Here is a 26,852-nt window from a genome sequence, read left to right on the forward strand (position 1 = left end):
CTGCGAATCGGTGCCAGACAAGGAATCACGGTCGATTCCCGCGATGCAATAGTTGGTGCGCTCCCTCAGCCCTCTCGGCTAAATGTGGGTAATTGAAAGCTTGACCGGACCCTGACGGCGTCCGGCGCCACACATGTGGCACCCAAGAGCTAGAACGGTGCGGGTCGTTTTCAAGGGCGCCATGCGCGCTCGAATTGTATTTTTGCCGTCCCGACCCCGGCTTCGGTAGATTGTGTGCTTCGCATCAACCGCCGCTGCGGACGGCCACCTTCGCCCTGCGCAATCAGCCCCATGCTCGGCCGGCCCACACCTTTTGAGCCGCCACGGGAGCTCCCTAAATCGAGGCCGTCAAGGCCATTGTCGGATTCACCGCCTGCACTTCGCTGCTCACATGGGCCCGGCCGCAGCTCTTATTTCTCGAAGGAACAATTCGGAAGATACGACATTTTGTGAGCGCCGCCGGCATGACGCGCTTGGGCGCCGCTTCTGGGCCCAGGCGCATGCTGGGGGAGCTCACCCACTTTGCTCTGAGGAGGAATTGGAAAATGAGCATCCTGTCCGTCCGATCGAATCTGCCCGCGACCTGTCGCCGGAGCAGGCCGAATATATCACCGACAAACTGAAAGTAGCCTCGCCTGAGGTCGTCGAGATGAACGGCTGGATACGGGGTGATACTTCGCTCAACCTGCCCACGAGGCGGGAGGACGGGGCCGAGGAAATCGAGGACCGGCTGATCGATCCGGCGCCCGACCCGGAGACGCTGCTGTCGGAGGCGGAGGATCGTAACCGGGTAAGAAGCGCAGTGGGGGACGCGCTCGCTCTCCTTGACCTCCGTGAGCGCCATATCGTCGGGGCGCGATTCCTGGCCGAACAGCCGAAGACCCTGGAGGAGCTTGCCGGCACTTCCGGCGTATCGCGCGAGCGCGCACTGCAAAAGATCCGGAGCGCGATGCGCTCCCGTTTGCATGGAGCTGCGCGCCGTCCCGATCGTCCCGATCGGGGCTGGCGCAGCGGTTAATCGCGGAGGGAAGAAGATGAAGATTGCGCAGATTGCCCCGCTGTTCGAGAGCGTCCCGCCCCGGCTTTATGGGGGAACGGAGCGGGTGGTTTCGTGGCTGACCGAGGAGCTGGTGCGACAGGGTCACCAAGTGACGCTGTTCGCCAGCCAGGACTCCATTACCTCGGCCGAGCTCGTTCCCTGCACCACTCGTGCGCTGCGCCTCGATCACGACGTGCAAGATGCTATTCCCCATCCGATGGTCATGCTCGACAAGGTGCGCGAGCGCGCGGATGAGTTCGACATCCTGCACTTCCACACCGACTATCTGCATTTTCCGCTGTTCCGGTCCGAGCGCGGCCGGACGCTGACAACGTTGCACGGCCGGCAGGATCTGCTGGACCATATGCCGTTCTACCGCCGATTTTCCGACATGCCGCTGGTTTCGATTTCGAACGCGCAACGGGCGCCGCTCTCAGGCGCGAACTTCGTGGCGACGGTGTACCACGGCCTTCCGCTCGATCTGCACACCCCAAGCTTCAGCCCGACAGGCGGCTATCTAGCGTTTCTCGGCCGCATCTCACCGGAGAAACGTCCCGACCGCGCTATTGCAATTGCGCGGGCGGCGGGGCTTCCGCTCAAGATAGCTGCCAAGGTCGACAAGGCCGATGAAGCCTATTTTCGCGGTGTTATCGCGCCGATGCTGAACGAGCCGGGAATCGAGTTCATCGGCGAGATCAATGAGAGCGCCAAAAGCGAATTTCTCGGCAATGCGGCAGCGCTGCTCTTCCCGATCGACTGGCCGGAGCCTTTCGGCCTGGTCATGATCGAAGCCATGGCCTGCGCCACGCCGGTGCTCGCCTTCCGTTGCGGATCGGTCCCGGAAATCGTCGACGACGGACTAACCGGCCGTATCGTGTCCGACGTCGATGAGGCGGCGCGGGCCATTCCCGGATTGCTGGCGCTCGACCGCAAAGCCATCCGCGCCCGGTTCGAGGGACGTTTCTCGTCCGCGCGCATGGCGACGGAGTATACCCGGATCTACCAGAGGATGCTTCGCAGCCTTACCGCCAGCTCCGGCTATCGGCACTCGCTGCGCGTCCGGCCGACCTCCACGGACACCGCTCCGGGAGCGCCGCCCACGGCCGCGTAAAAAGATATTTGAAGGGACGGACCTGCGGCACTGCGGAAAGCCGGCAAGGGCGCCGCTCCGTCCCGCCGTGTCACGACACGTCGTCGCGGAAACTTCTGCCGGCGGTGTCGAAAAATTTTTCATAGCCCCTCTTGACCTCATCTTTGCCGCGCCTAGGTCGATTTTGCCGGACGGCCGGTTGCGGCCCCGATTTTTATGACATCGCTGAATTGTAGGGGAGGATGTGCATGCATTTCCGTCCATTGCATGATCGCGTGCTGGTGCGACGCATCGATGCCGAGGAGAAGACTGCCGGCGGCATCATCATTCCGGACACGGCGAAGGAAAAGCCGCAGGAAGGCGAGGTGATCGCCGCCGGGCCGGGTGGCCGCAACGAACAGGGCCAGCTGGTGCCGCTCGACGTGAAGGTCGGCGACCGGGTGCTGTTCGGCAAATGGTCCGGCACGGAGGTGAAGATCGACGGCAAAGAGCTTCTCATCATGAAGGAGAGCGATCTGCTGGGCGTGGTCGAGAAGGCCGCCGCGACGAAGAAGGCCGCGTGAAGCGCTGACACTCATTGAACGGCAAAGGAGAGAACGTCATGGCTGCCAAGGACGTCAAATTCTCGACGGAAGCCCGCGACCGCATGCTGCGCGGCGTCGATACGCTGGCAAACGCCGTCAAGGTGACGCTCGGACCGAAAGGCCGCAACGTGGTGCTGGAGAAATCGTTCGGGGCGCCGCGCATCACCAAGGACGGTGTCACCGTGGCCAAGGAGATCGAGCTCGAAGACAAGTTCGAGAACATGGGCGCGCAGATGGTGCGCGAGGTGGCGTCGAAGACCAGCGATGTCGCTGGCGACGGAACGACGACTGCGACCGTGCTGGCGCAATCGATCGTCAAGGAAGGCGCTAAGTCGGTTGCAGCGGGCATGAACCCGATGGACCTCAAGCGCGGCATCGACCTCGCAGTCGAGGCGATCGTCAAGGACCTCAAATCGCACGCCAAGAAGGTCACGGCGAACGACGAGATCGCCCAGGTCGCGACGATCTCCGCGAATGGCGACACTGAGATCGGTCGCTTCCTCGCCGAGGCCATGAAGAAGGTCGGCAACGAAGGCGTCATCACCGTGGAGGAGGCTAAGAGCCTCAACACGGAGTTGGAGGTGGTAGAGGGCATGCAGTTCGATCGCGGCTATGTGTCGCCCTATTTCGTCACCAATGCCGAAAAGATGCGGGCGGAGCTCGAAGACCCGTACATCCTGATCCACGAGAAGAAGCTGTCCGCACTGCAATCGATGCTGCCGCTGCTCGAGTCGGTGGCGCAGTCGAGCAAGCCCCTGCTGATCATCGCCGAAGACATCGAAGGCGAAGCGCTGGCGACGCTGGTCGTCAACAGGCTGCGCGGCGGGCTGAAGATCGCAGCCGTCAAGGCGCCGGGCTTCGGCGATCGCCGCAAGGCGATGCTCGAGGACATCGCGATCCTCACCGGCGGCACGATGATCGCCGAAGATCTCGGCATCAAGCTCGAGAACGTCACGCTCAACATGCTCGGCCGGGCCAAGAAGGTGGTAATTGACAAGGAGAACACGACCATCGTCAATGGCGCCGGCGCCAAGAAGGACATTGAGGCGCGCGTGGCCCAGATCAAGCTGCAGATCGAGCAGACCACCTCGGACTACGATCGCGAGAAGTTGCAGGAGCGGCTTGCCAAGCTCGCGGGCGGCGTGGCCGTAATCCGGGTCGGCGGTGCCACTGAAGTCGAGGTCAAGGAGCGCAAGGATCGCGTCGACGACGCGATGCATGCGACCCGCGCCGCGGTGGAAGAAGGCATCCTGCCGGGCGGCGGAGTGGCGCTGTTGCGGGCGCTCAAGGCGCTTGAACGCATCAAGACCGCCAACGCCGACCAAAAGGCCGGCGTCGACATCGTGCGCCGGGCAATCCAGATGCCAGCCCGCCAGATTGTCGAGAATGCCGGCGAGGACGGTTCGCTGGTGGTCGGCAGGCTGATCGAGAACGGCGACTACAATTGGGGCTTCAACGCCGCGACTGGCGAGTACCAGGATCTGGTGCGGGCCGGCGTGATCGACCCGGCCAAGGTGGTTCGCACAGCCTTGCAGGATGCTGCGTCTATCGCCGCCCTTCTGATCACCACCGAAGCGCTCGTCGCCGAGAAACCGAAGAAGGCGGAAGCCCCAGCCGCGCCGCAGATGGACTTCTAACTTAGCAGTAACGGACCCACGTCTCGATCAGGAAAGGAGACATCGACGTACGAGGAGCGGTCAGATGAGCAGAGATCGTCAGCAAAGGCTGCGTAGAAACGGAGCGGCGGCCGTGCACTGGCTGATGTTCACCCTCAGCTGCGCCACGATCGCCTGGATCAGTCTTTTTCGAACGATAGGAGGATGACATGGTCAGCGATCACATCATTATATCTCCGCTCGGGCGGAGAAACCCCGGGTAGTGCTCGCGCAACCCCTAGCCCGCCGGATACTCGCGGCGTCGATCGCTGCGATCCTCCTGCTGCCGTCGCTGGCGGCTTGGGGAATGGATCGTATGCCGGGCAAACCCGTTCCAGCCGACGCGTTCGAAAAGAAGATCGCGCTCCCACCGATTCCTCATCTTGAGTCGATGCCATGGATGAAGTGGAACGCTGGCGTGAATACCAAGGTCGATAGCTTGATGCCGGCGGATACGCCTTCATCCTTCATGCTGGCGCCGCGCGAGCGCCCGGCGCCATCGTTCGGCTCTTGAACCCGAACATCCCCGGCGTCGGTGAACTCCGCGCCTGAGTTTGCTTGCAGCCTCGATGCTAAGATCACTGGCTGCAGCGGCCCTGAAATTCCCCCTGCGGGACGGGAGCCTCGTGCTTGCCTTCCCCCCGAGAATCCTCGGGGTATTGTCGCCTTATCCTCGAAGCCGGCCTTCTCGGGCTCGATTGGCTCATGCCGAGCGCAGAGGACGCGGCAGGCGTTGTTCACTAAGGCATTGAACCCTTGCCTCGCTTGGCGTGATGTTCCTGAAATGCTGTTCTGAGTTCCGCTAGTTCGTCGTTTGTTGCACCAAGCTCCGCTTCCGCACGACTTGCCAGCAAATCCAGGTAAACGATCGGCCGATCGAACTGGCTCGCCGTGAAGTCGTACCTCACGCCTTCGATCCGGTTGTAAAAATGGTCCGCGGCAGGCAGCGGTGTCTTCAGCAACTGGCCGCCGAACAGTTCATGAATGAGCAGCGCAGTGACATTGCATTGCCCGGCCGCCGGATTGTCCGCGCTCCATTGGCTGGCCGTCGACGACGACCATGCTTTTCGCAGTGCGTCTTGAATTTCATCGGGATCAAAGCTCATGGGTCATTTCCGCAGATCGGCGCGACCCCAAATTTCGGATTATACGATTGTCGCTTTTTGCCACTGTTTTGCCCGACGAGTCAAACGGGCTCCGTAATCCACAGAATCGGAACAGCGAAGCCGGATCCGTCGCTCGGCGTCCCTAACGCTAGTTTCGCTCCCAAAATCGCGGCGCGGACCCAGCTGCCCGCCGATCGTCTCATCCCGCTAATTAGCTCGACATATCAGCGTATTGGCAGCACCGACAGGCAATCCCGCTATCACCCCTCGTCTACTGTGCATGGGGTTGTTTTCGCTGTTTTTGTTTGGACGTGCTTCGGAACGCCGCAACGACAACGCCCCGGAGCCTTCGCTCCGAGGCGTTGCAGGCAACACGCAGCGTGATCAGCTCTGGGAGCGCCGGGCCATGAAGATGTCGTAGCCGACCTCGGCGACCTGGAACCAGGCGTAGCCGTCGCTTGTGAACTTGGCGAGGGAATCGTGGACCTTCTTGAAGTTGGCGTTGGTCGCGCCGACCTCGGCGTGCAGCTCCTTGGCCGCCTTGTAGCAGGCATCCATGATCGACGGCGAGAAGGCGTGCAGCTTGGTGCCGCCTGCGAGCAGCTTCTTCAGCGCCAGCGGATTGGCGTTGTCGTAGCGCGCCATCATGTAATTGTTGGCGTAGTGGCCGGCCTGCTCCAACACGCTCTGGTAATATTTCGGCAGCGCGTTCCACTTGTCGAGGTTGACGAAGGCCAGCAGCATCGGCCCGCCTTCCCACCAACCGGGATAGTAGTAGTGCGGCGCGATCTTGTAGAAGCCGAGCTTCTCGTCGTCATAGGGACCGACCCATTCGGCGGCGTCGATGGTGCCCTTCTCCAGCGCCGGATAGATGTCGCCGCCGGCGAGTTGCTGCGGCACGACGCCGAGCTTCTGGAGCACACGGCCGGCGAAGCCGCCAACGCGGAATTTCATGCCCTTGAGATCGTCGGGCGTGTTGACCTCTTTCCTGAACCAGCCGCCCATCTGGCAGCCGGTGTTGCCCGCGAGCAGCGAGACGACGTTGTAGCCCTTGTAGAACTCGTTGAGCACGTCGCGCCCGCCGCCCAGCATGTACCAGGCCTGGTTGATGCGCATGTTGGGACCGAACGGCACGGCTGAGCCGAAGGTGAAGGTCGGGTCCTTGCCGAAATAGTAGTAGGACGCGGTGTGGCCGATCTCGCAGGTGCCATTCTGCACGGCATCGAGCACCTGGAGACCCGGCACGATCTCGCCGGCGGCGAAGATCTGGATCTGGAATTTGTTGTCGGTCGCTTCAGCGACCATCTTGCACATCATCTCGGCGCCGCCAAACAGCGTGTCGAGCGATTTCGGCCAGCTCGTCGGCATGCGCCATTTGATTTCCGGCATGGACTGCGCGATCGCAGGCGCGGCGAGCGTGGCGGCACCGGCCGCACCAAGTCCCGTGACCTTGATGAAGTCTCTTCTCTTCATGATTTCCTACCCTGATGGATCTGATTGTGGGCCTTCTTGTCGAGGCTTGGGGACAGCATGGAACATCGCCGGGCCGAATGCCATCCCGATCGCACTGCGGCAAAGAAAAAGCCCGGCCTCGCGAGCGAGGCCGGGCGATCCGTCTTACGACTTAAGCCGTAGATCAGCCGCGGGTGCGGGAGCGGATCATGAAGCTGTCGTAGGTATATTCGGCGACCTGCCACCACAGATATTCGTCGGAGCGATAGGCCTGCATGGCGTCGATCGACTTCTTGAAGTCGGGGTTCTTGGCCGAGACTTCCGCCCAAAGCTCGTTGGTCGCCTTGAGGCAGGCTTCCAGCACCTCGTTGGTGAAGGGACGAAGCTGGGTGCCGCCGGCGACGAGACGCTTCAGCGCCGCCGGGTTCTGCATGTCGTAACGCGCGGCCATCCAGGTGTTGGCGTTGGCCGTCGCGTTGGTGAGGATCGCCTGATAGTTTTTCGGCAGCGCATTCCACTTTTCCAGATTGGCGAAGGCGTGGACGGTCGGACCGCCTTCCCAGAAGCCTGGATAATAGTAGTACTTGGCGACCTTGGCGAAGCCGAGCTTCTCGTCATCGTAGGGACCGACCCACTCGGCCGCGTCGATGGTGCCCTTCTCCAATGCCGGGTAGATGTCGCCGCCAGCGAGCTGCTGCGGCACCACGCCCACCTTCTGGAGCACCTGCCCGGCAATGCCGCCGATGCGCATCTTCAGGCCGGAGAGGTCGGCAACGGTCTTGATCTCCTTGCGGAACCAGCCGCCCATCTGGGTGCCGGTGTTGCCGCAGGGGAAGCCGACCACGTTCGACTTCTTGAAGAACTCGTTGGCGAGTTCGTTGCCGCCGCCCTGATAGAGCCACGAATTCTGCTGGCGCGCATTGAGGCCGAACGGCACCGAGGCGAAAATCGCGAAGGTCGGATCCTTGCCGACATAGTAGTAGGACACCGTATGGCACATCTCCACCGTGCCGCTGGAGGTCGCATCGAGCGCCTGCAGGCCGGGGACGAGTTCGCCGGCCGCAAACACCTGGATCTGGAATTTGTTGTCGGTCATCTCGGCGACATACTTGGCCACCTGCTCGGCGCCGCCATAGATGGTGTCGAGCGACTTCGGGAAGCTCGAAGTCAGGCGCCACTTCACCTCAGGCGAGGATTGCGCGATCGCCGGCGAGGCCACCGCGGTTGCCGCCGCGCCCGCTGCCGACACTTTAAGAAATTCACGACGCTTCATCTTCATCTCTCTCCTTGCTGGGGCGTTTCCCCTCAACTTCTCTTTTGCCGCCGCTCATTCCGGCGACGCGTGAAGGCCGCGTCGAACCGAAGGGGCTTGACTGCCGTGGGCGTTTAACACGGAAGCCCCGCTTGCGGAACGCGACAATGGCATGACGGGACTCTACGAAAGTCGCATGTCCCAGGAGCTTGCCGACGACCGGTTCAGGCCGCGGCGATGACACCCTTGAGCTGGTCCCGGACCTGGCCTGCAATGGCGCGGTAGATCGCCGCATGAGGTCCGTCCGGCTCGCTGTCGACGACAGGATTGCCGGCATCCGAGGTGGCGCGAATCGCCATGTGCAAGGGGATCTCGCCCAGGAACGGTACTCCGAGCTTCTCCGCCTCGTGCCGCGCCCCGCCATGGCCGAATATGTCCGACTTGGTGCCGCAATGCGGGCACTGGAAGTAGCTCATGTTCTCGACGATGCCGAGCACGGGCACGTTGACCTTCTTGAACATGGCAAGCCCCCGCCGTGCATCGATCAGAGACAGGTCCTGCGGGGTCGAGACGATCACGGCGCCCTTAAGCGGCACGTTCTGAGCCAGCGTGAGCTGGGCATCGCCGGTGCCAGGCGGCATGTCGACCACCAGCACGTCGAGCTTGCCCCATTCGACGTCGCGCAGCATCTGCGTCACCGCCGACATCACCATGGGGCCGCGCCAGATCATCGCGGTCTCCTCCTCCACCAAAAAGCCGATCGACATGATGGCGAGGCCGAAGCGCCGGAGCGGAATCATCTTGCGCTCGTCGTTCAGCTCCGGCTTGTCGCGCAGGCCGGTCAGCCGCGGCACCGAGGGGCCGTAGATGTCGGCGTCGAGCAGCCCGACCTTGAGGCCGAGGTCGCGCAGGCCGAGCGCCAGATTGAGCGCGGTGGTCGATTTTCCCACCCCGCCCTTGCCGGAGGCCACCGCGATCACGGCGGCAACGCCCGGGATCTCAGACTGCCGCGCCATCGGCGATTGGCCGGCCTGCGGCGGCTTATGGGCGTGGGCCGGCTGCACGCCGGGCGTGCCGCGGCTCGGCTGCGGTGGTGGCGGCGGCGCGGAGCCCGGCTTGCGCTCCGCGGTCAGCGCCACCATCACGGTGGTGACGCCGGGAATGGCGCGCACAGCGGCTTCCGCTTCGGCCCGGATGGACTCCCAGGCGCGCGCCTCGGCGGCATCGACATTGATCGAGAAGAACACCTTGCCGTCCGAGGCGCTGATTGCGCTCAGCACATTGGCGTTGGTGAGCGCGACCCCGCGCGGCGACTTGATCCGGCCAAGGCTGTCGAGAACCTGTTGCTGCGTCACGCTCAAAGCGCATCTCCTGATTTCAAGATGCCCCATTAGAGCGGAAACGCCCAAAAGGCTACTGCCTGCCGATATCGTCAGCCATCTCCGCGGGCGCGGCTCCCTGCTCCCGGGCCGCCTCGTAGTTCAGCTCGATCATGACCCCGTTGGGATCGTGGACGAAGATCTGCCAGAGGTCGCCGCCGGGCACCTGGCGGGACTCGAACTTCATCCCCTTGGATGCGAGCCGCTGCTTCATAGCGTCGAAGCCGCGGCTGACGAAGGCGACATGGTGGACAACGCCGGAATCCGGCTTTTGTGGCTCGGCGGTCGGAGAAATATCGACGAGGTGCACCACCGGCTTGCCCTCGCTGTACATCCAGGCGCCCGGAAAGGCGAAATTCGGCCGGGCACCATTTTCCAGGCCCAGCACGTCTTCGTAGAAGCGGACCGTCTCGGCCAGTTTCCGGGTTCGGATGTTGAAATGATCGAGCACGCCCACGCTCACGCCGCCCAAACCCATGTCCATGCCTTCGCTCCCTTTTTTGAAGTCCTTGAGGTCCGCCATCCTAGCACAGGGGACCGCCAAACGAAGCCGTTGCCCTCAGGCCTCAAGGGTTTATGGTGCGCCCCAATCCGCCCTCACGGCGGAACCAGGCTCCTGCTCGCCCGGCAAGAACCGTAAAACCCAAACTACGGACAAGGTCTCATACATGGCAAAAGTCGCTTTCCTCGGTCTTGGCGTCATGGGCTTCCCCATGGCCGGACACCTCGTGAAAAAAGGGGGCCATGAGGTCACCGTCTATAACCGCACCGCGGCCAAGGCGAAGGAGTGGGCGGACAAGTTCGGCGGCAAGACCGCAGCGAGTCCGAAGGCCGCCGCTGAAGGCCAGGATTTCGTGATGTGCTGCGTCGGCAACGACAACGATCTGCGCGCGGTCACAACCGGCCCCGACGGCGCGTTTGCCGGCATCAAGAAGGGTGCGACCTTCGTCGACCACACCACCGCCTCGGCGGAAGTCGCGCGCGAACTCGATGCGGCCGCGACCAAGGCCGGTTTCAGGTTCATCGATGCACCGGTCTCCGGCGGCCAGGCGGGCGCCGAGAATGGCGTGCTGACGGTGATGTGCGGCGGCGCTCAGGACGCCTATGCCGGCGCCGAGCCGATCATCACGGGGGCCTATGCGCGGATGTGCAAACTGCTCGGGCCCGCCGGTTCCGGCCAACTGACGAAGATGGTCAACCAGATCTGCATCGCCGGCCTCGTGCAGGGTCTCTCCGAGGGTATCCACTTCGCCAAGAAGAGTGGCCTCGACGTCGCCGCAGTGATCGAGACCATCTCGAAAGGGGCCGCGCAGTCCTGGCAGATGGAAAATCGCTACAAGACCATGAACGAGGGCAAGTACGATTTCGGGTTCGCGGTGGAATGGATGCGCAAGGACCTCTCGATCTCGCTGGCTGAAGCTCGCCGCAACGGCGCCAACCTGCCTGTCACGGCGCTGGTCGACCAATTCTACTCCGAGGTGGAGAAAATGGGCGGCAAGCGCTGGGACACGTCGAGCCTGCTCGCGCGTCTGCAACGCTGAGGATCATCTTGACGGCTTGCTGCCGGGCGGCACTGCGACCGTCCCAGACCTCGACGCCGCCGGCACTGCGACGAGGTCTGGCAAGCACATTGAGCTGAAGTACAAAGTTCGGGGGGACTGACTTGCTGAGCGTGATAGCCGCCGTTTTCATCGTTGCGTATGCTGCCATCGCGCTCGAACACCCGCTCGGCATCAACAAGAGCGCTTCGGCTCTCCTGGGAGCGGGCCTGCTCTGGACCATCTATGCGCTGTCCGTCGGCGATGCATCCCTTGTCAACCGCCAGCTCGACGAATCCGTCTCCGCGACCGCCCAAATCGTCTTCTTCCTGATCGGCGCCATGACGATCGTCGAGGTGATCGACGCCCACAACGGCTTCGAGGTCATCACGTCCGTGATCCGCACCACGAAGCAGACCACGTTGATGTGGATCATCGGCTTCGTGACGTTCTTCCTGAGCGCGATCCTCGACAATCTCACGACAACCATCGTGATGATCTCGCTGATCCAGAAGCTGATCGGCCACAAGAACGACCGCCTGCTCTTCGCCTCCCTCATCGTCATCGCCGCCAATGCGGGCGGCGCCTGGACCGTCATCGGCGACGTCACGACGACGATGCTCTGGATCGGAGGGCAGATCACCCCCGTCAGCATCATGCAATCGGTGTTCCTGCCGTCCCTGCTCAATCTGCTGGTCCCGCTGCTCATCGTTGGCTACTCCGTCAAGGGGAAGGACATCATCCCGCCGCCGCAGCGGGAAGCGCAGGCTCTCAAGGTCGAGGTGTTCGAGCGCAATCTGATGTTCTATCTCGGCCTCGGTACGCTGGTCGCCGTTCCTGTGTTCAAGGCCGTGACGCACCTCGCACCCTTCATGGGGATCCTGTTCGGGCTGGGCATTCTCTGGCTGGTGGGCGAGATCGTTCACCGCCACAAGGACGAGGATGCGCGTCGCCCCCTCACCCTCGTCCATGCGCTAACGCGCATCGACATGAGCTCCATCGTGTTCTTCGTCGGCATTCTCATAGCCGTCGCGTGCCTGGAGCACGCCCACGTCCTGGAGGTGCTGGCTAAATGGCTCGACACAACAGTCGGCCGTCTCGACATCATCGTCATCCTACTCGGCCTATTGAGCGCCATCATCGACAACGTGCCGCTCGTCGCGGCGACGATGGGCATGTACAATCTGGCGCAATATCCGCCCGACAGCTTCATCTGGGAATTCATCGCCTATTGCGCCGGCACCGGCGGCTCGATCCTGATCATCGGCTCGGCCGCAGGGGTCGCGGCGATGGGGCTCGAGAAGATCGAGTTCTTCTGGTACGCCCGCCGCATCGCGGGTCCCGCGCTCGTGGGCTACCTCGCGGGTGCACTGGTCTACATCGCGCAGCACTCGCTGCTGCATTGATCTGCCCGTCATGACGCCCGTCGCCAGCGCCGGTTCCCATCACGGAAGGCGTTTCTTAATCAGGCGTTAACGTAATTCTTTAGCTCCTTAAGGCACCTCTTAAGGATTTCTTGCCAGAGATAGACAATGCAGAAGGCCCGCGTCCGGCGTGGGCAGGAATCGTGTTGCTTGATGAGTAACCCCGCTGAAAAGCCCGAGGTTGTGCAGCTTCCGGCCGAGCCGGTGAGCGCTCCATCGGCGAGCAGCCGCAGGGCTGCGGCGCAGCGGGTACGCGAGGCACGCGACAAGTTAACGTCGACCAGCGGAACCCGGCCGGCGTTCGACGCCGAGATGTTGCGTCAATATGCCCAGACGCGGCTGTCGGCTTCCTATGTCGTGATGCTGCTGGTGGTCGCCACCGGCGTGCTGTTCGGGCTCTGGATGCAGCCGATCCCGGCGGCGGCCTGGACCGCGGGCATGCTCTGCATCCACAGTGCGATGATCCGCAGTTGCCGGCGGTTCCTGACAGAGGCCACCTCTCCGGCCGCGACGCGCGCATGGCGAACGCGTTTCGTCGTGCTCGACCTGCTCTATGGCCTGTGCTGGATGGCGATCCTGATCCACCCCGTGCTCGACATGGTCACGGAAACGCTGATGATGTTCCTGATGCTGCTGGTGATCGCAGTATCGAGCATGCTGGCCGCCAATCTGCCGATCGCTGCCCTTGCCGCCACCGCGCCGGTCGCGGTCGCAATGGCGCTGAGTTTCGTGATGACCGGCTCACTGGACAATTACGTCCTGGCGGCACTCGCGCTGGCGGCCGAAGGCTATTTCGTCCTGCTGGCTCACCGCCTGCACTCCTCGACCTTCGCCACGCTCGAGGCGCGCGCCGAGAAGGACGCGCTGATCGGCGAACTCGAACAGGCCAAGGCCATCTCGGACGAAGCGCGCCACCGCGCCGAATCCGCCAACGTCGCCAAGTCGCGCTTCCTTGCGCAGATGAGCCACGAACTGCGCACGCCCCTGAACGCCATCCTCGGCTTCTCCGAGGTGATGAAGAGTGAGATTTTTGGCGCACACGCGGTGCCCGTCTACAAGGAGTACTCGGCGGACATCCATAATTCCGGCGTGCACCTGCTCAACCTTATCAACGAGATCCTCGATCTATCGCGGATCGAAGCCGGCCGCTACGAGCTGAACGAGGAAGCAGTGTCGTTGGTCGGCATCGTCGCCGACTGCCATCATTTGATGAAGCTGCGCGCCTCGAGCCGTGGCATCACGATCCACGAAGTGTTCGAGCAGGCCATGCCGCGGCTCTGGGCCGACGAGCGCGCGATCCGCCAAGTCGTGCTCAACCTGCTCTCTAACTCGATCAAGTTTACGCCGCAGGGTGGCGAGATCTGGCTCAAGGCGGGATGGACCGCTTCGGGCGGACAATATCTCTCGGTGAGGGATTCCGGCTCCGGAATTCCCGAGGACGAGATCCCGGTCGTGCTCGCCTCGTTCGGCCAGGGCTCCAACTCGATCAAGTCGGCCGAACAGGGCGCAGGCCTCGGCCTGCCCATCGCCAAGAATCTGATTGACCTGCATGGCGGCACGTTCACTCTGAAATCGAAGCTGCGCATCGGCACCGAGGTGATCGTCACCTTCCCGCCGGAGCGCGTGATGAGCGCGCTGGCGCCGCTGTCGGATGATTCTCCGCCGCTTCAGCCCGAGAATTCGCTCGTTCCCGACGAGAAGCGCCGGCCGCGCCACAAGCCGATCATGAGCGCAGGCACGGGCTCTTAACGAGATGCTTGCAGAAATGCCCGACGATCCCTCACAATATCCGCATGAGCAAAGAAACGCCGTGCGTCGCCGTCTGCATGATCGATCCCAAGACCAAGCTTTGCTTCGGCTGCGGCCGGACCTTGCCGGAGATCGCGCGCTGGCACGCCATGCACAGCGCGGAACGGCTGGCGATCATGGCGCTGTTGCCCGCGCGCATGAATCAGGCAGGACTCGCGCCGATCGCAGCATTGCCGAAGCGTACCTGATCGGCACGAACGCCTCTGGAGGCGCGCCATGATCCGCTTCCTGCTCGTTCTCCTCATGCTCGCCGGCACCGCAGGCGCCGTCGTCGCCTATGGCGATCCCGATCAGATCGTGCGTGCCAGTCACAAGGTTTCCCACATCTTCCGGGCGCAGACCGCCGCCCCGGCCCCCGCCGTGCATATCCCGCGCGGCCAGGGTGGCGAATTTGCGCTGCGAGCGAAGATCAACGGCGTCACTGCGCCGATGGTAATCGATACAGGTGCAACCTCCGTGGTGCTGACCTGGGAAACCGCGAAAGCGATCGGACTGCCGCTCGAGATGCTCGAATACGACGTCGACCTGGAGACCGCGGGCGGCCACACCAAGGCGGCACGGCTCACGCTAGACCGTCTCGCCGTCGGCAAGCTGGTCGAGAAGTCGGTGCCGGCCCTGGTCGTGCAACGCGGCCAGATGAAGACCAATCTGCTCGGCATGAGCTTCCTCGACCGCCTGGAAAGCTGGGGCGTGCGCGCGGACACGCTGATGCTGACAGGTTTTCCGGAGCTCCAGAGCAGCCCCCGACGCTCCCGGATCGCGGCCGACTAGACAATTCTACGCCGCCTCCGCTGGCGCGCGTGCACCGACATGAGCGATCGCCTCGCGCAGCACGTCGAGACCGGCGCCCGGCTTCACCCCCTGCTCGGCAAGATGGCGGCGGAAGGCGCGCGCGCCGGGCACGGCGTGGAACGCGCCGACGAAATGCCGCGTAATTGCGTGCAGCCGGGTGCCGCGCGCGAGCTGCTCTTCGATATAGGGCATCATCGCCTCGAGCGCGTCCTGCATGGACGCGTGCGGCGCCGCCTCGCCGAAGATGTCGGTATCGACGCTGAGCAACCGCCACGGCTCCTGATAGGCGGCGCGGCCGAGCATCGCACCGTTGACGTGGGCAAGATGCGCCTTGGCCTCGTCGATCCCAGAGATGCCGCCATTGATGATGACGGGCACAGCAGGCATCGTGCGCTTGAGCCGATAGACGCGATCATAATCGAGCGGCGGGATGTCGCGGTTCTCCTTTGGCGACAGGCCAGTGAGCCAGGCTTTGCGGGCATGCACGATCAGCGCATCGCAGCCGGACGCCACCACCGCACGCGCGATCGTATCGAGCGCCACTTCAGGGTCCTGGTCGTCGATCCCGATACGGCACTTCACCGTGACGGGAACGGCGACCGCGCGCTTCATGGCCTGAACGCACCGGGCCACTAGTTCCGGCTCCGCCATGAGGCAGGCGCCGAACCGGCCGTCCTTGACGCGATCGGACGGGCAGCCGACATTGAGATTGATCTCGTCATAACCAAATCCTTCGCCGATCCGCGCGGCCAGCGCGAGGTCGTGCGGATCCGACCCGCCAAGCTGAAGCGCCACCGGATGCTCGCACGCGTCGTACCCAAGCAGCCGCTCCCGGTTGCCATGGATAATGGCGCCGGTGGTCAGCATCTCCGTATAAAGCAGCGCCCGCCGCGTCAGATGACGGTGGAACACCCGGCAATGCCGGTCAGTCCAATCCATCATGGGTGCCACGGAAAAGCGATAGTCTTGCGAATTCAAATGCTATTCTTTCATCGAACCGACAGCATGGAGGTGCCCTCGCACCCGAACCAGCATTTTGTGTGGCGTGGCGCGTATCCTTCGCCTGAATGGGCGTCTGATGCAACCGCAACAGTAACGTGGGGCCGACAAGAGAAGGCAACAATGATCCCGCATGGCATAGTCCGAGGCAGCCTCGTCCAATCTGAACACGGCTGGTCCAACACCTCAATTGTCGGTGAATAGCCGGCCCAAATTGGACAAGGGTGCCATCCAGGGCCGTATCGGAGTGATTATGATTGAGAATGCTCATTCGACAGGTCGACCGCTCGATCCCCGTTCCGCATGGTCCGGGCTGTCCCAGGCAGAACGCGACGCCGCCTACGACAACAACGCCGCCGTCAAGAACAGCACGGCCCTGATCGCCGAACGGAACGAAACCTCCAGCCGGCTGCGAAGCACGCTGAAATCCCATCTCGATCTGGCTTACGGTCAGCGGGCGAACAACAAGATCGATCTCTACCCGGCCGCCGGGCCTGAGGCGCCCTGCCTGGTGTTCCTGCATGGCGGCTATTGGCAGCGCAATTCGCGCGAATTGTTCGCCATGCTCGTCGAAGGCATCGCCGCCCATGGCTGGTCGGTCGCCATTCCCGGCTATTCGCTGGCGCCCGAGGTGTCCCTCACCGACATCGTCGCCGAGATCCCGCGGACGCTCGACTGGATCGCGGCGCACGGTGCCTCCTACGGCATTGCCGGACCGGTCGTGCTGTCGGGCTGGTCGGCAGGCGCGCAGCTCGTTGCGATGGCGCTGGATCATCCGCGCGTCCATGCAGGGCTGGCGCTATCGGGCGTCTACGATCTCGCGCCGATCCGCGACACCTGGCTCAACGACGCACTGAAGCTGACGGACGAGGAAATCGCCAGGCTCTCGCCGCTTCGCCTGCCCGTAACAAACAAGCGGCTCGATATCGCCTATGGCAGCAGCGAGCTACCGGCACTGGTGCTGGATTCGATCAACTTCCATGAGAAGCGCGCGGCCGCGAAAGCGCCGGGACAACTCATCCAGGTCGCAGGCGCCGATCACTTCACTATTCTGGAGGCGCTGCGGCGGCCTGACGGCATTCTGGTGGAGGCCGCGCAGGCGCTGCTGAACTAAAACTGCGAAAACAACCCCATGCACAGTAGAATGCCGTTGTTTTCTCAGGACTAATTTGCACCACCCATGGATTTGACACGTCGGGCAAAACACCGGCACAATGCCATCATCGCTCTGACTGTCGCATCCCCGTATCAACCCAGACCTGCTCACCCGTGATCCGCACCGGGTAGAGCCGCAATGGCGGGCTCGGCCAGCCCGCAGTGATGGCCCCATCACGCAAATCGAATGACGCGGCATGGCGCGGGCAGAACAGCCGCCCCGCCTCCACGCGCCCCCGACCAAGGTCTGCCTGTTCGTGCGGGCACACGCGGTCGCACGCGACGACATCGCCCTCGTTCCAGATCACAAGCATGTCCCGCCCGGCGACGCGGACGATGGTCACGGCCTTGAGCCGGTCGAGATCACACACCGCAATGCACCCCCGCTGATCCGGAGAGACAGCCGGATCATCCACCGAGATAGGCCTTCCGCACATGCTCGTTCGCGATCAGCTCGGAACCTGCGCCTGACAGCACGATGCGGCCATTCTCGAGCAGATAGGCGTGGTCGCACATCTCGAGCGCGGCGAACGCATTCTGCTCGACCAGCAGCACCGTGGTGCCGGCATCACGGATACCGCGGATGATTGCGAAGGTGCGCTCGACGATGTTCGGCGCGAGCCCGAGCGAGGGCTCGTCGAACATGATCAGCCGCGGCCGTGACATCAGCGCGCGCCCGATCGCCAGCATCTGCTGCTCGCCGCCCGACAGCGTGCCCGCCGCCTGCCGGCGCCGCTCGGCGAGCCGCGGAAATTCCGCGTAGATGCGGTCGCGGTCGGCCGCGATCTCGCCCGAACCACGACGGAGGTAAGCCCCCATGTCGAGATTTTCCTCGACACTCATGTGCGGAAATACGCGCCGGCCTTCCGGACAATGTGCGATCCCGCTGGCAAGAACGCGCGGCGGTCTCGCCCCGGTGATGTCGATGCCCTCGAACCGCATTTGCCCTGCGCGCGGCGGCACGAGGCCGGAAATCGCGCGCAGCGTCGTGCTCTTGCCGGCACCGTTGGCGCCGATCAGGGCGACGAGCTGGCCAGCCCTCACGTCGAGCGAGATGCCGCGCAGCGCAGTGACGCCGCCATAGCCGCACACCACGTCGCGGATCTCAAGCACGCCCCGCTCCATGTCCGAGATAGGCCTCGATCACGGCCGGATCGTTGCGAATCATATCCGGGGTTCCCTCGGCGATGATACGGCCATAGTTCAGCACCACGATGCGGTCCGAGACTGTCATCACCATCGGCATGTCGTGCTCGACCAGCAGGATGGTGATGCCACGGTCGCGGACGCTGCGGATCAGCTCGACGAAACGGTGGGTTTCCGAGGCGTTCATGCCCGAGACGGGCTCGTCGAGCAGCAGCATCGAGGGCTCCGCCGCCAACGCCAGCGCGACACCGACAAGGCGCTGCTCACCGTAGGACAGCGAGCCAGCCGCATCATGGGCGCGGCGTTCGAGGCCGACCCATTCGATCAACTCGCTCGCGCGCTGCCGCAGCCTGCGTTCCGAGGCGCGCGCGCCCGGCAGCCCGAGGATGGCATCGAGCAGCCGGACCCGGCCCTGACGATGCAGACCGATCAGGAGATTGTCGTAGACGGTGTCGTTGGGAAACACGCTGGTGCGCTGAAAGGTGCGTATCAGGCCGAGATCGGCGATCTCGTGCGGCTTCAACCCGGTCAGCGTCGCCCCCTGATAGGTAACCTGGCCTGCGCTCGGCCTCAGGAAACCAGTCATGACGTTGAAGGCGGTGGTCTTGCCGGCGCCATTCGGTCCAATCAGACTGACGATCTCGCCCTCACCGACCGTAAAACTCATGTCGGAGATCGCGACCAGCCCGCCGAAGCGGACGGCGACCTGCTCGATGGTCAAGGCAATGCTGCGCGCGGTCATCACGCCGGCTCCTTGGCACCGGTTTCGGTGAGCGCGACTGATGCCAGCGCCGGCGCGCCGCTGCGCCGTCGGATGAAGCGCTGTGCGAGCGAGGGCACGATGCCACGGGGCAACACGAACAGGATGGCGATCAGCACGCCGCCATAGGCGATCCACTGCGCCTCCGGCGCCATCACCGGCCGCAGTGCGACCGGCAGCAACCCGAAGATCAGACCACCGACGACGGGCCCGGCCAGCGAGCCCTTGCCGCCGCTGATGACCATGATCACCATGGTGACGGTGTTGATGAAGGCGAATACTTCAGGATCGATGATCCGGATGTAGTGCGCATAGAGGCTGCCGGCCGCGCCCGCGATTGCGGCCGAGATCACGGCTGCCAGGGTCAGCGTCCTGGTGACGTCGATGCCGACAGAGACCGCCAGCGTCTCGTTCTCCATCAGCCCCCGCATCGCACGGCCGAAATGGGAATGAACGAGGCGGGCGATCAGGAGATAGGCGACGAGGGCCACGACCAGCACAAGATAGTAGTTCTGCATCTTGGTGCGCAGCGTCAGCTCACCAATCCCGGGCAAGGACAGCGCGATGGATGGAATGTTGGTCAGCGCCAGCGGTCCCTGCGTCAGCTCGACCCAGTTCAGCGCGACCAGCCGGACGACCTCGGCAAAGGAGATGGTCACGATGACGAAATAGGCGCCGCGGACGCGGAAGGAGAGCAACCCGACGAAATAGCCGCACATTCCGGCGACCAGGATGGCCAGCAAGGAGCCTGCAATCGGCGGCCAGGGTGCGTGAACCAGGCGGACGTCTCCGGGCAGACCGACGTCGAAGCCGAGCGACGTCAGCGCGCTGACATAGGCACCGATGCCGAAGAAAGCGATGTGGCCGAGGCTGAGCTGGCCGGTGAAGCCTAGCAGCAGATTGAGGCTCATCGCGCCGATGACGAAGATTCCGGTCGTGATCAGCGCGTTCAGGAGATAGGGATCGCGCAGCCAGAGCGGCACCGAGGCCAGGGCCGCGACGGCGAGAATGGTGACGGCGGCTCTCATCCAACCCGCTCCGCGCGCGCAAACAGGCCGGTCGGCCGGAAGATCAGGACCGCGATGATGATCACGAAACCCATGGCGTCGCGGTAACCCGACGAGACGTAGCCTGCCCCCAATTCCTCGGCCAGCGCCAGGATGAAGCCACCGATCACCGCGCCCGTGATATTGCCGAGGCCGCCAAGGATGACGATGGCGAAGGCCTTGACGGCGGCCAAATCGCCCATTTGCGGGAAGATCACGTAGACAGGCCCGAGCAGAGCGCCGGCGGCGGCGGCAAGGCTGGAGCCGATCGCGAAGGTCGAGGTGTAGATCATGTCCACGTTGACACCCATCAGCGAGGCCGTGTCGTGGTCCTGGAACGTCGCCCGCATTGCACGTCCCAGGCTGGTCTTGTTGATCAGGAGGTACGTCACCAGGATCAACATTGCCGCCGCGGCGAGCACAAACAGGCGAAGCCAGGATACTGACACCGGTCCGAGCACCAGCGGCGCTTCGGGAAACGGCGTGGCCACCGATTTGGCGACACCGCCCCAGATCCACAGCGTGCCGGACTGCATCGCGATCCAGGCGCCGATCATGACCAGCATCGTGGTGTCGATGTCGGAGCCGCGCAGCGGTCGCAGCAATGTCAGCTCGATGGTTGCCCCGAGCAGCCACCCGGCAAGCACCGCGACCGGCAATGCCAGGAAGAAATTCAGCCCGAGCTGCTGCACCACGATGAACATGATGTAGGCCGAACGTGTAGAGCACGCCGTGCGTGAAGTTCACGACGTTCATGATGCCGAAAATCAAGGTTAGTCCGATGCCCAGCAGCGCATAGGTGCCGCCGAGCACGAGCATGTTGACCAGATGCTGAAGGAATTCGCTCAAAGCCGTTCCCGAATAAATCGCACATGACGGGGGCAGTGATGTACCGCCCTCGCCGTCGACGAAGCGCGTTATTGTTTGAGCATGATCTTGCCGGAAAATGGCTTCACACTTTTCCGGATCATGCTCTAGAGCGTCTTCAGCTCGACCTTGCCGTCGTTGATCTCGATGAGATAGACGTTCGGCTGGCTCTGCCCGCTCTCCTTGCCCTCCGGACCAGACTTGCGGAACACGATGTCGCCGTTCAGCCCCTTGATATTGATGTCCCAGAGCGCCGCCTTGATCGCAGCCGGCTCGGCCTTGCCGGCCTTCTCGACCGCCGCCGCCGCAGTGCGGATGCCGTCATAGCCGCGAAAACTCTCGGTGCAGCCGGCGAACTCGAAACCGCGCTTCTTCCATTCCGTGATGAAATAGTTGGTGGCTTCCGGATTCGGCGTCTTGTCCGGGAACCACGGCAGGAAGGTGGTCAGATGCATGGTGCCATTGGCGGCGGCACCGGCCTGGGCGATGATCTGGTCCGGGTTCTGCGAGCCGCCGGTGGTGATGATGCGCTTCTTCAGGCCGAGCGCGGCCGCTTGCTTGAAGATCAGGGTCAGCTGATCGACCGCCGTCGTGACGATCACCGTCTCGGAATCCGAGCTCTTGATCTTGGAGAGCTGCGCGCTCATGTCCTGCGCGCCCTGGTCCATGGTCTCGACGAGGCCGATGCTGATGCCCTTGTCCTTCATCATCTTGCTGAAATCCTCGGCAGTGCCCCGGCCCCAGTCGTTGTTGATGATGAGGAAATCGACCTTCTTGAGCGCGAGCTTGTCGACGATGCCCTTGAACGCGGCGGCCTCAACCGCCGAGGGCGGCGAGATCCGGAAGACGAAGGGATTGCCCGTCGTCGTGATCTTGCCGGAGGACGAGGTTTCCACCACCATCGGGGTCTCGTATTCCATCAGCTTGGGCATCACCGCGAGCGTCAGGCTCGAGCCCCAGGCGCCCATCAGCACCGGCACCTTGTCGCTGGTGATGAGTTTTTCGGCGACGGCGGCAGCTTCCGTCGGGTTGCTCTTGTTGTCCTCGATGACGAGCTCGATCTTCTTGCCCAGGATGCCGCCCTTGGCGTTGATCTCGTCGGCGGCGATCTTCGCGCCGTTGACGACGTAGGTCCCGGAGGCCGCGAACGCGCCGGTAAGCGGCTCATTGACGCCGATCTTGATGGTCTGCGCCCCTGCCGTGCCGCCGAACAAGGCCGTCGCAAGCGCGAAGACCGGAACCAGTCCGAGTGCTCGTGTCATGTTGTCTCTCCAAATCGCACGATGTTGATGTCCAGGGTCGTCCAAGACTTCGTCACTCCACAGCGCCGGCACGCCGATCATTCCGCGCCACCTTTTCCAGTGAAGGCGCGGCCAAACATGCGCGCCAGCCCGGCGCGCGAAACGTCCGAGACAATCGACCAGCCACTGAGCTCTGCCGCGGCCACCTGCCCCGACGGCGCGCCGGCCATGTGGCGGTCGAGATTGCCCGCGAACTCCGCAACGAGCCGCTTGGCGAGATCCCGCACCAAGCCGGATCGGCCGACCTGCGCCAGCATTCCCGTGAGCGTGTACCCGATCGAGAGCTCGACCGCGGTCGCCGCGCCGCCTTCGAGCGGAAGCAGGCGATAGCGGATCTCTCCTTGCGTCGCCGAACGGCTGCGCTGGTCGGTGCCTACGCCGACGATGCGTCCCGATAGTGTTGCGGGATCGCGTTCGACGCGCGCGACGCCCTCGAAGGACGCCGCGATCGGCCCGAGCTTGACGCTGATCATGCCCTCCACGCGCTCCGGCGTTGGCGGCGCCGTGAGCGAGACGCCAGGCAGGCAGGATGCAATATCGGCGATGTCATCGAACATCGCGAGCACCTTTGTGGGTGCGTGCGGCAGCGTGAAGCTCTGATCGAGAACGGTCGCCGGAACGAAATCGGAAATTCTGACCGGTGCGGCGCCGTCTGATGCCGGCACTGAGACCCGCGGCGCAGGCTCCGGCTCGTCGCCGCCGAACATGGCTCGTCCCGATCCGGCAGGGCCGAGACTGGTCCGGCCGCCATCGGCAAGCGGCGCGATGTTGCGTGCACGCCTCGCCTCGATGACGGACTGGACGGCCCGCACAATCCCGACGTAGCCGGTACAGCGGCAGAGATTGCCGCTGAGACCGACACGGATGCGCCGCTCATCGGCATCGGGCAGACGCAGCACCAGGTCGCGCGCCGAGACCAGCATCCCAGGGGTGCAATAGCCGCACTGGAGGGCATGCTCGCGGGTGAAGGCTGCGCGCAACTCGGTCGTGACCTCGTCCTCATCGAGCCCTTCGATGGTGGTGATGTCGGCGCCCGCGCAGGTCACCGCATAGGTGATACAGGAGCGCGCCGGCACGCCGTCGAGCAACACGGTACAGGCGCCGCAGACGCCGTGCTCACAACCGAGATGGGTGCCGGTCAAGTCCAGCTTATCGCGGACGAAATCGGCCAAGCTGGTCCGCGGCTCAGCCGAGACTTCGACCGCACGGCGATTGACCTGAAGCGCGACCGTCGTCATGCCGTCGCCTCCAGGACGGCGCGCTTCAACACTCTGACATGGATGTGACGCTGCGCGGCGTCGTCGATGCCGGCTTTGGTCAGAAGGTCATCCGCGACGCGAGCGTCGAAGCGCTGCTTGTAGTCGGCCACGATCCGTCCGCCGAACAGCTCGGCGGCATCGGTGACGACGATCGGCGTCGTATCAATCGCACCGATCACGACGCGCGCCGAGGCAGCAACTGGATCGATCAGTACCGCGCCGATGGCGTGGGCGAACTCGCCGGTCTTGCGGCAGCTCTTAGCATAGCCCCAATGGGCCGAAGCCGCGCGTGACGGGACGTGAATCGCCTCGACGATTTCCCCCGCATGCAGCGCCGATTCCAGGGCGCCGACGACGAAGGCCTCGATCGCCATCGTGCGAGCGCCGGCAAGGCTGCGCAGCGTCACACGCGCACCCAGGGCCGCGAGCGACGAGATCCAGTCGGCGGCGGGATCGGCATGACTGAGCGAGCCGCCGATCGTGCCGCGGTTGCGTACCGCGCGGTATGCGATGTTGGCGGCGACGCCGCGCATGGCGCCGCGGGTCACGTCGGCCGTGCGCCCGTCCTCGATGTCGGCATGGGTGATCAAGGCGCCGAGCACGAGTTCGCCGCGAGAAACCTCGGCCCGCTTGAGCTCAGCCAGGCCGGAAATGTCCACGATCAGCTCCGGCTGCACCAGCCGCAGATTGAGCATCGGTCCGAGCGACTGGCCGCCGGCGATGATCTTTGCCGAACCGCGGCTTGCGGCCAGCATCGACAGCGCGGCGTCGAGATCGCGCGGACGCTCATAACTGAAGGGTGCCGGTTTCATGCCGCGCTCCTTTCGGCCGCGCGTGCAGCCAGCACGGCTTCGACAAGGCGATGCGGCGTGATCGGCGACTGCATCAGCTCGACGCCGAGCGGACGCAGCGCGTCGTTGACCGCGTTGGCGATGGCGGCCGGCGGCGCAATCGCGCCGCCCTCGCCGATGCCCTTCACGCCGAACTGCGTGTAAGGCGACGGCGTCTCCATGTGGTCCAGGCGCGCCGCCGGAACCTCGGTCGGGCCCGGCAGCAGATAGTCGGCGAGCGTCGTCGCCAGCGGCTGGCCGGAGGCATCAAATGGCATCTCCTCGTAGAGCGCGGTGCCGATGCCCTGCGCCAGACCGCCATAGATCTGGCCGTCAACGACGAGCGGATTGACCAGCACGCCGCCGTCTTCGACGATCACATAATCCAGAATTTCGACTACGCCGAGATCAGGATCGACTGCGACGACGGCCGCATGCGCGGCATAGCTGAAGGTGCCGCTGTCGCGCACCGGCTTGTAGCCTTGCGTCACCTCCAGCCCGCCGGCATCGACGTCGGCCGGCAAGTCTTGCGGACGGCGATACCAGGCGTGGGCGATCGCCCTCAGGCTGACACTGCCGTTGACGCCACGTACCTCGCCGTTCTGCAACACCACCGAGGCGGGGTCATGCTGCAACAGCTTGGCGCCGATGCGCCTTGCGCGTTCGCCGAGCTCGCGGCAAGCCGTCGCCACCGCGCCGCCGGCCATCACCATAGAGCGTGAGCCCCAGGTTCCGGTCGAATAGGGCGTCATCGCGGTGTCGCCGAGGACGATGCGGATCTTTGCAACGTCGACGCCGAGGATCTCGTGCGCGACCTGGGCAAGCGTCGTTTCCATGCCCTGCCCATGCGAATGCACACCGACGCGCAATTCGAGGCCGCCGTCCGGCGTCAAGCGTGCCGAGGCCTGCTCGTGACCTGGCACCATAGGGATGCCCCAGCCGGAATAGACCGACGTGCCGTGCGCCGCCTGCTCGCAATAGATGGAGACGCCGACGCCGATGCGGCGTCCGTCAACCTCGCCCAGCCTCTGTTCGGCACGAATGGAGTCGATGTCGATGGCGGCGAGCGCGCGCCGCATCGCTTCGGGGTAATCGCCGCTGTCAAAGTGCTTCCTGGTGATGTTGTCGAACGGCATCTGTTCCGGCAGCACCAGGTTGCGCAGCCGCACCTCGCCTGGCTCGAGCCCGGCTTCGGCCGCCACGAGATCAAGCATCAGCTCCAGCGCGAAGCAGACGCCGGTGCGCGCGACGCCGCGATACGGCAGGATCGGGCATTTGTTGGTAGCAACCGAGAAGGTGCGGCAGCGATAGGCCGGCATCTTGTAAGGGCCGGGCAAAATGCTCGCGACCTGCGCGGCCTCGAGACAGGCCGAGAACGGATAGGACGAGTAGGCCCCGGAATCCACGGTCGCCTCGCAATCGATGCCGCGCAGCGTGCCGTCACGGTCCGCATAGACCGTGATCCTGTAATGATGCTCGCGGCAATTGGAGCTGGCGACGAGATGCTCGCGGCGATCTTCCAGCCAGCGCACGGGATGGCCGTTACGCATGGTCAGCCAGGACAGGCAGACCTCTTCCGGCAGCAGAATGCCCTTGTGGCCAAAGCCGCCACCAACATCGGGCGAGATGACGCGGATCTGGCCCTCCTCCATGCCGAGGGATTCGGCAAGGCCGCTGCGGGTGATGTGTGGCATCTGTGCCGCGGAATGCAGCGTGAGCTGATCGAGCCGTCGGTCGAAGGTCGCAACCACGCCGCGGCCCTCCAGTGGCGACATGCATTGCCGCGCCGTCGAGATCTCGCGTGTCACCTTGATCGGCGCATCGAGCGCGGCGGAGATGTCGACCTCGTAATTAGTCTCGAGGAAGACGTTGTCGCCCCAATGCTCATGCACCAGCGCCGAGCCGGGCTCGCGCGCCTTCAGCATGTCGGTGACCGCGGACAGCTCCTCCAGATCGAGCGTCACGGAGGCCGCGATATCCTCGGCCTCGGCGCGCGTTGGCGCAAGGCACATCGCAACGAGCTCGCCGACCTGGCGCACCTTGCCGGTGGCGAGCACCGGTTGTTCGGATATCTTGAAGCCCGGCAGCCCCGATACCGCGCGGATCGGCTTGATCCCGACGAGATCGGCCGCCGTGAACACGCTGCCGCGATAACGCTCGGGCACGTGGATGCCGCAGATGCGCGCATGCGCCATCGGGCTGCGCACGAAGGCGACGTCCTGAAGGCCCGCGAGCCTGATGTCGGCGACGTATTGGCCGCGGCCGCGCATCAGGCGGTCATCCTCCTTCCGCGGCAACCGTGCGCCAACGCCCTGCCCGGACTTGCAAGGAAACTCTCGCTCGTTGCGCACGCCGGCGTTCTCCCTCAC

At 64.1% G+C, this 26,852-nt stretch carries 25 protein-coding genes and 1 pseudogene; 11 read left to right on the plus strand and 15 right to left on the minus strand.

From position 1 onward, the window contains the following. The first annotated feature begins 538 nt into the window (after positions 1-538). The 5 genes from IVA78_RS00355 to IVA78_RS00375 all read left to right on the plus strand — a co-directional run bounded on the left by IVA78_RS00355 (position 539) and on the right by IVA78_RS00375 (position 4,882). A complete protein-coding gene (locus tag IVA78_RS00355; RefSeq protein ID WP_247281416.1) occupies positions 539-1,018 on the plus strand; it encodes a sigma factor-like helix-turn-helix DNA-binding protein in 480 nt (159 codons plus the stop codon). A gap of 16 nt (positions 1,019-1,034) precedes the next feature. Beyond that, entirely contained in the window at positions 1,035-2,150 is a 1,116-nt protein-coding gene (locus IVA78_RS00360) for a glycosyltransferase family 4 protein (protein ID WP_247281415.1), read from the plus strand. Positions 2,151-2,377: 227 nt separating this feature from the next. Continuing rightward, positions 2,378-2,692 (plus strand): co-chaperone GroES, encoded by a 315-nt coding sequence (gene groES / locus IVA78_RS00365; protein ID WP_247463664.1) that lies wholly within the window; start codon positions 2,378-2,380, stop codon positions 2,690-2,692. A gap of 38 nt (positions 2,693-2,730) precedes the next feature. Continuing rightward, positions 2,731-4,350: a chaperonin GroEL gene (gene groL, locus IVA78_RS00370; protein ID WP_247281413.1), complete on the plus strand. Its 1,620-nt coding sequence runs from the start codon at positions 2,731-2,733 to the stop codon at positions 4,348-4,350. A gap of 241 nt (positions 4,351-4,591) precedes the next feature. Then, entirely contained in the window at positions 4,592-4,882 is a 291-nt protein-coding gene (locus IVA78_RS00375; RefSeq protein ID WP_247281412.1) for a hypothetical protein, read from the plus strand. A 226-nt stretch (positions 4,883-5,108) separates the two neighbouring features. Here the strand turns inward: IVA78_RS00375 and IVA78_RS00380 are convergent, their stop codons facing one another. The 5 genes from IVA78_RS00380 to IVA78_RS00400 all read right to left on the minus strand — a co-directional run bounded on the left by IVA78_RS00380 (position 5,109) and on the right by IVA78_RS00400 (position 10,029). Beyond that, positions 5,109-5,474, minus strand: a complete 366-nt coding sequence (locus tag IVA78_RS00380; RefSeq protein ID WP_247281411.1) for a hypothetical protein — start codon at positions 5,472-5,474, stop codon at positions 5,109-5,111. 384 nt (positions 5,475-5,858) lie between these two features. Continuing rightward, positions 5,859-6,947, minus strand: coding sequence for a TRAP transporter substrate-binding protein (locus IVA78_RS00385; RefSeq protein ID WP_247281410.1), 1,089 nt, complete (start codon positions 6,945-6,947; stop codon positions 5,859-5,861). A gap of 163 nt (positions 6,948-7,110) precedes the next feature. Then, positions 7,111-8,199, minus strand: coding sequence for a TRAP transporter substrate-binding protein (locus IVA78_RS00390; protein WP_247281430.1), 1,089 nt, complete (start codon positions 8,197-8,199; stop codon positions 7,111-7,113). Positions 8,200-8,402: 203 nt separating this feature from the next. Further along, entirely contained in the window at positions 8,403-9,539 is a 1,137-nt protein-coding gene (locus IVA78_RS00395) for an Mrp/NBP35 family ATP-binding protein (protein WP_247281409.1), read from the minus strand. Positions 9,540-9,591: 52 nt separating this feature from the next. Then, complete coding sequence (locus tag IVA78_RS00400) at positions 9,592-10,029, minus strand: VOC family protein (protein WP_247281429.1); 438 nt, start codon at positions 10,027-10,029, stop codon at positions 9,592-9,594. A 196-nt stretch (positions 10,030-10,225) separates the two neighbouring features. On the opposite strand from IVA78_RS00400, the gene IVA78_RS00405 reads away from it, so the two are divergent. From IVA78_RS00405 to IVA78_RS00425, 5 genes are all read left to right on the plus strand, one after another. Beyond that, on the plus strand, positions 10,226-11,098 hold the full coding sequence (locus tag IVA78_RS00405) for an NAD(P)-dependent oxidoreductase (protein WP_247281408.1): 873 nt from the start codon (positions 10,226-10,228) through the stop codon (positions 11,096-11,098). A gap of 122 nt (positions 11,099-11,220) precedes the next feature. Next, entirely contained in the window at positions 11,221-12,501 is a 1,281-nt protein-coding gene (gene nhaD, locus IVA78_RS00410) for a sodium:proton antiporter NhaD (RefSeq protein ID WP_247281407.1), read from the plus strand. A 171-nt stretch (positions 12,502-12,672) separates the two neighbouring features. Further along, positions 12,673-14,268 (plus strand): HAMP domain-containing sensor histidine kinase, encoded by a 1,596-nt coding sequence (locus IVA78_RS00415; RefSeq protein WP_247281406.1) that lies wholly within the window; start codon positions 12,673-12,675, stop codon positions 14,266-14,268. 44 nt (positions 14,269-14,312) lie between these two features. Continuing rightward, positions 14,313-14,516, plus strand: a complete 204-nt coding sequence (locus IVA78_RS00420) for a DUF1289 domain-containing protein (RefSeq protein WP_247281405.1) — start codon at positions 14,313-14,315, stop codon at positions 14,514-14,516. A 28-nt stretch (positions 14,517-14,544) separates the two neighbouring features. Then, complete coding sequence (locus IVA78_RS00425; RefSeq protein WP_247281404.1) at positions 14,545-15,099, plus strand: TIGR02281 family clan AA aspartic protease; 555 nt, start codon at positions 14,545-14,547, stop codon at positions 15,097-15,099. A 6-nt stretch (positions 15,100-15,105) separates the two neighbouring features. Here the strand turns inward: IVA78_RS00425 and dusA are convergent, their stop codons facing one another. After that, a complete protein-coding gene (gene dusA, locus IVA78_RS00430; protein WP_256464562.1) occupies positions 15,106-16,098 on the minus strand; it encodes a tRNA dihydrouridine(20/20a) synthase DusA in 993 nt (330 codons plus the stop codon). A 274-nt stretch (positions 16,099-16,372) separates the two neighbouring features. On the opposite strand from dusA, the gene IVA78_RS00435 reads away from it, so the two are divergent. Beyond that, on the plus strand, positions 16,373-17,233 hold the full coding sequence (locus IVA78_RS00435) for an alpha/beta hydrolase (RefSeq protein ID WP_247281402.1): 861 nt from the start codon (positions 16,373-16,375) through the stop codon (positions 17,231-17,233). Between the two features lie 106 nt (positions 17,234-17,339). Here the strand turns inward: IVA78_RS00435 and IVA78_RS00440 are convergent, their stop codons facing one another. From IVA78_RS00440 to IVA78_RS00480, 9 genes and pseudogenes are all read right to left on the minus strand, one after another. After that, positions 17,340-17,645: a Rieske (2Fe-2S) protein gene (locus IVA78_RS00440; RefSeq protein ID WP_247281401.1), complete on the minus strand. Its 306-nt coding sequence runs from the start codon at positions 17,643-17,645 to the stop codon at positions 17,340-17,342. 37 nt (positions 17,646-17,682) lie between these two features. Then, on the minus strand, positions 17,683-18,387 hold the full coding sequence (locus IVA78_RS00445; RefSeq protein WP_247281400.1) for an ABC transporter ATP-binding protein: 705 nt from the start codon (positions 18,385-18,387) through the stop codon (positions 17,683-17,685). Further along, positions 18,380-19,162 carry an ABC transporter ATP-binding protein gene (locus IVA78_RS00450; protein ID WP_247281399.1) on the minus strand — a complete coding sequence of 261 codons (783 nt, stop codon included), beginning with the start codon at positions 19,160-19,162 and terminating at the stop codon, positions 18,380-18,382. Before IVA78_RS00450 ends, IVA78_RS00445 begins: the two co-directional genes overlap by 8 nt. After that, on the minus strand, positions 19,162-20,208 hold the full coding sequence (locus tag IVA78_RS00455) for a branched-chain amino acid ABC transporter permease (RefSeq protein ID WP_247281398.1): 1,047 nt from the start codon (positions 20,206-20,208) through the stop codon (positions 19,162-19,164). Before IVA78_RS00455 ends, IVA78_RS00450 begins: the two co-directional genes overlap by 1 nt. Next, positions 20,205-21,075: pseudogene (locus IVA78_RS00460) on the minus strand (branched-chain amino acid ABC transporter permease). The gene IVA78_RS00455 and the pseudogene IVA78_RS00460 overlap by 4 nt, the downstream one beginning before the upstream one ends. 125 nt (positions 21,076-21,200) lie before the next feature. Continuing rightward, positions 21,201-22,355: an ABC transporter substrate-binding protein gene (locus IVA78_RS00465; RefSeq protein ID WP_247281396.1), complete on the minus strand. Its 1,155-nt coding sequence runs from the start codon at positions 22,353-22,355 to the stop codon at positions 21,201-21,203. Between the two features lie 77 nt (positions 22,356-22,432). Further along, positions 22,433-23,632, minus strand: coding sequence for a 2Fe-2S iron-sulfur cluster-binding protein (locus IVA78_RS00470; RefSeq protein ID WP_247281395.1), 1,200 nt, complete (start codon positions 23,630-23,632; stop codon positions 22,433-22,435). Next, positions 23,629-24,465 (minus strand): FAD binding domain-containing protein, encoded by an 837-nt coding sequence (locus tag IVA78_RS00475; RefSeq protein WP_247281394.1) that lies wholly within the window; start codon positions 24,463-24,465, stop codon positions 23,629-23,631. Before IVA78_RS00475 ends, IVA78_RS00470 begins: the two co-directional genes overlap by 4 nt. Further along, positions 24,462-26,852 (minus strand): xanthine dehydrogenase family protein molybdopterin-binding subunit, encoded by a 2,391-nt coding sequence (locus tag IVA78_RS00480; protein ID WP_247463667.1) that lies wholly within the window; start codon positions 26,850-26,852, stop codon positions 24,462-24,464. The genes IVA78_RS00475 and IVA78_RS00480 overlap by 4 nt, the downstream gene beginning before the upstream one ends.

The organism is Bradyrhizobium sp. 137, from assembly GCF_023074095.1.
Taxonomy (GTDB): domain Bacteria; phylum Pseudomonadota; class Alphaproteobacteria; order Rhizobiales; family Xanthobacteraceae; genus Bradyrhizobium.

What these genes read in the sequence shown, in the direction of transcription:
- IVA78_RS00360 (WP_247281415.1), top strand. Translation starts at nt 1,035, where the DNA reads ATGAAGATTGCGCAGATTGCCCCGCTGTTCGAGAGCGTCCCGCCCCGG.
- groES (WP_247463664.1), top strand. Translation starts at nt 2,378, where the DNA reads ATGCATTTCCGTCCATTGCATGATCGCGTGCTGGTGCGACGCATCGAT.
- groL (WP_247281413.1), top strand. Translation starts at nt 2,731, where the DNA reads ATGGCTGCCAAGGACGTCAAATTCTCGACGGAAGCCCGCGACCGCATG.
- IVA78_RS00380 (WP_247281411.1), bottom strand. Translation starts at nt 5,474, where the DNA reads ATGAGCTTTGATCCCGATGAAATTCAAGACGCACTGCGAAAAGCATGG.
- IVA78_RS00385 (WP_247281410.1), bottom strand. Translation starts at nt 6,947, where the DNA reads ATGAAGAGAAGAGACTTCATCAAGGTCACGGGACTTGGTGCGGCCGGT.
- IVA78_RS00390 (WP_247281430.1), bottom strand. Translation starts at nt 8,199, where the DNA reads ATGAAGCGTCGTGAATTTCTTAAAGTGTCGGCAGCGGGCGCGGCGGCA.
- IVA78_RS00405 (WP_247281408.1), top strand. Translation starts at nt 10,226, where the DNA reads ATGGCAAAAGTCGCTTTCCTCGGTCTTGGCGTCATGGGCTTCCCCATG.
- IVA78_RS00415 (WP_247281406.1), top strand. Translation starts at nt 12,673, where the DNA reads ATGAGTAACCCCGCTGAAAAGCCCGAGGTTGTGCAGCTTCCGGCCGAG.
- IVA78_RS00420 (WP_247281405.1), top strand. Translation starts at nt 14,313, where the DNA reads ATGAGCAAAGAAACGCCGTGCGTCGCCGTCTGCATGATCGATCCCAAG.
- IVA78_RS00425 (WP_247281404.1), top strand. Translation starts at nt 14,545, where the DNA reads ATGATCCGCTTCCTGCTCGTTCTCCTCATGCTCGCCGGCACCGCAGGC.
- IVA78_RS00435 (WP_247281402.1), top strand. Translation starts at nt 16,373, where the DNA reads ATGATTGAGAATGCTCATTCGACAGGTCGACCGCTCGATCCCCGTTCC.
- IVA78_RS00450 (WP_247281399.1), bottom strand. Translation starts at nt 19,162, where the DNA reads ATGACCGCGCGCAGCATTGCCTTGACCATCGAGCAGGTCGCCGTCCGC.
- IVA78_RS00455 (WP_247281398.1), bottom strand. Translation starts at nt 20,208, where the DNA reads ATGAGAGCCGCCGTCACCATTCTCGCCGTCGCGGCCCTGGCCTCGGTG.
- IVA78_RS00465 (WP_247281396.1), bottom strand. Translation starts at nt 22,355, where the DNA reads ATGACACGAGCACTCGGACTGGTTCCGGTCTTCGCGCTTGCGACGGCC.
- IVA78_RS00470 (WP_247281395.1), bottom strand. Translation starts at nt 23,632, where the DNA reads ATGACGACGGTCGCGCTTCAGGTCAATCGCCGTGCGGTCGAAGTCTCG.
- IVA78_RS00475 (WP_247281394.1), bottom strand. Translation starts at nt 24,465, where the DNA reads ATGAAACCGGCACCCTTCAGTTATGAGCGTCCGCGCGATCTCGACGCC.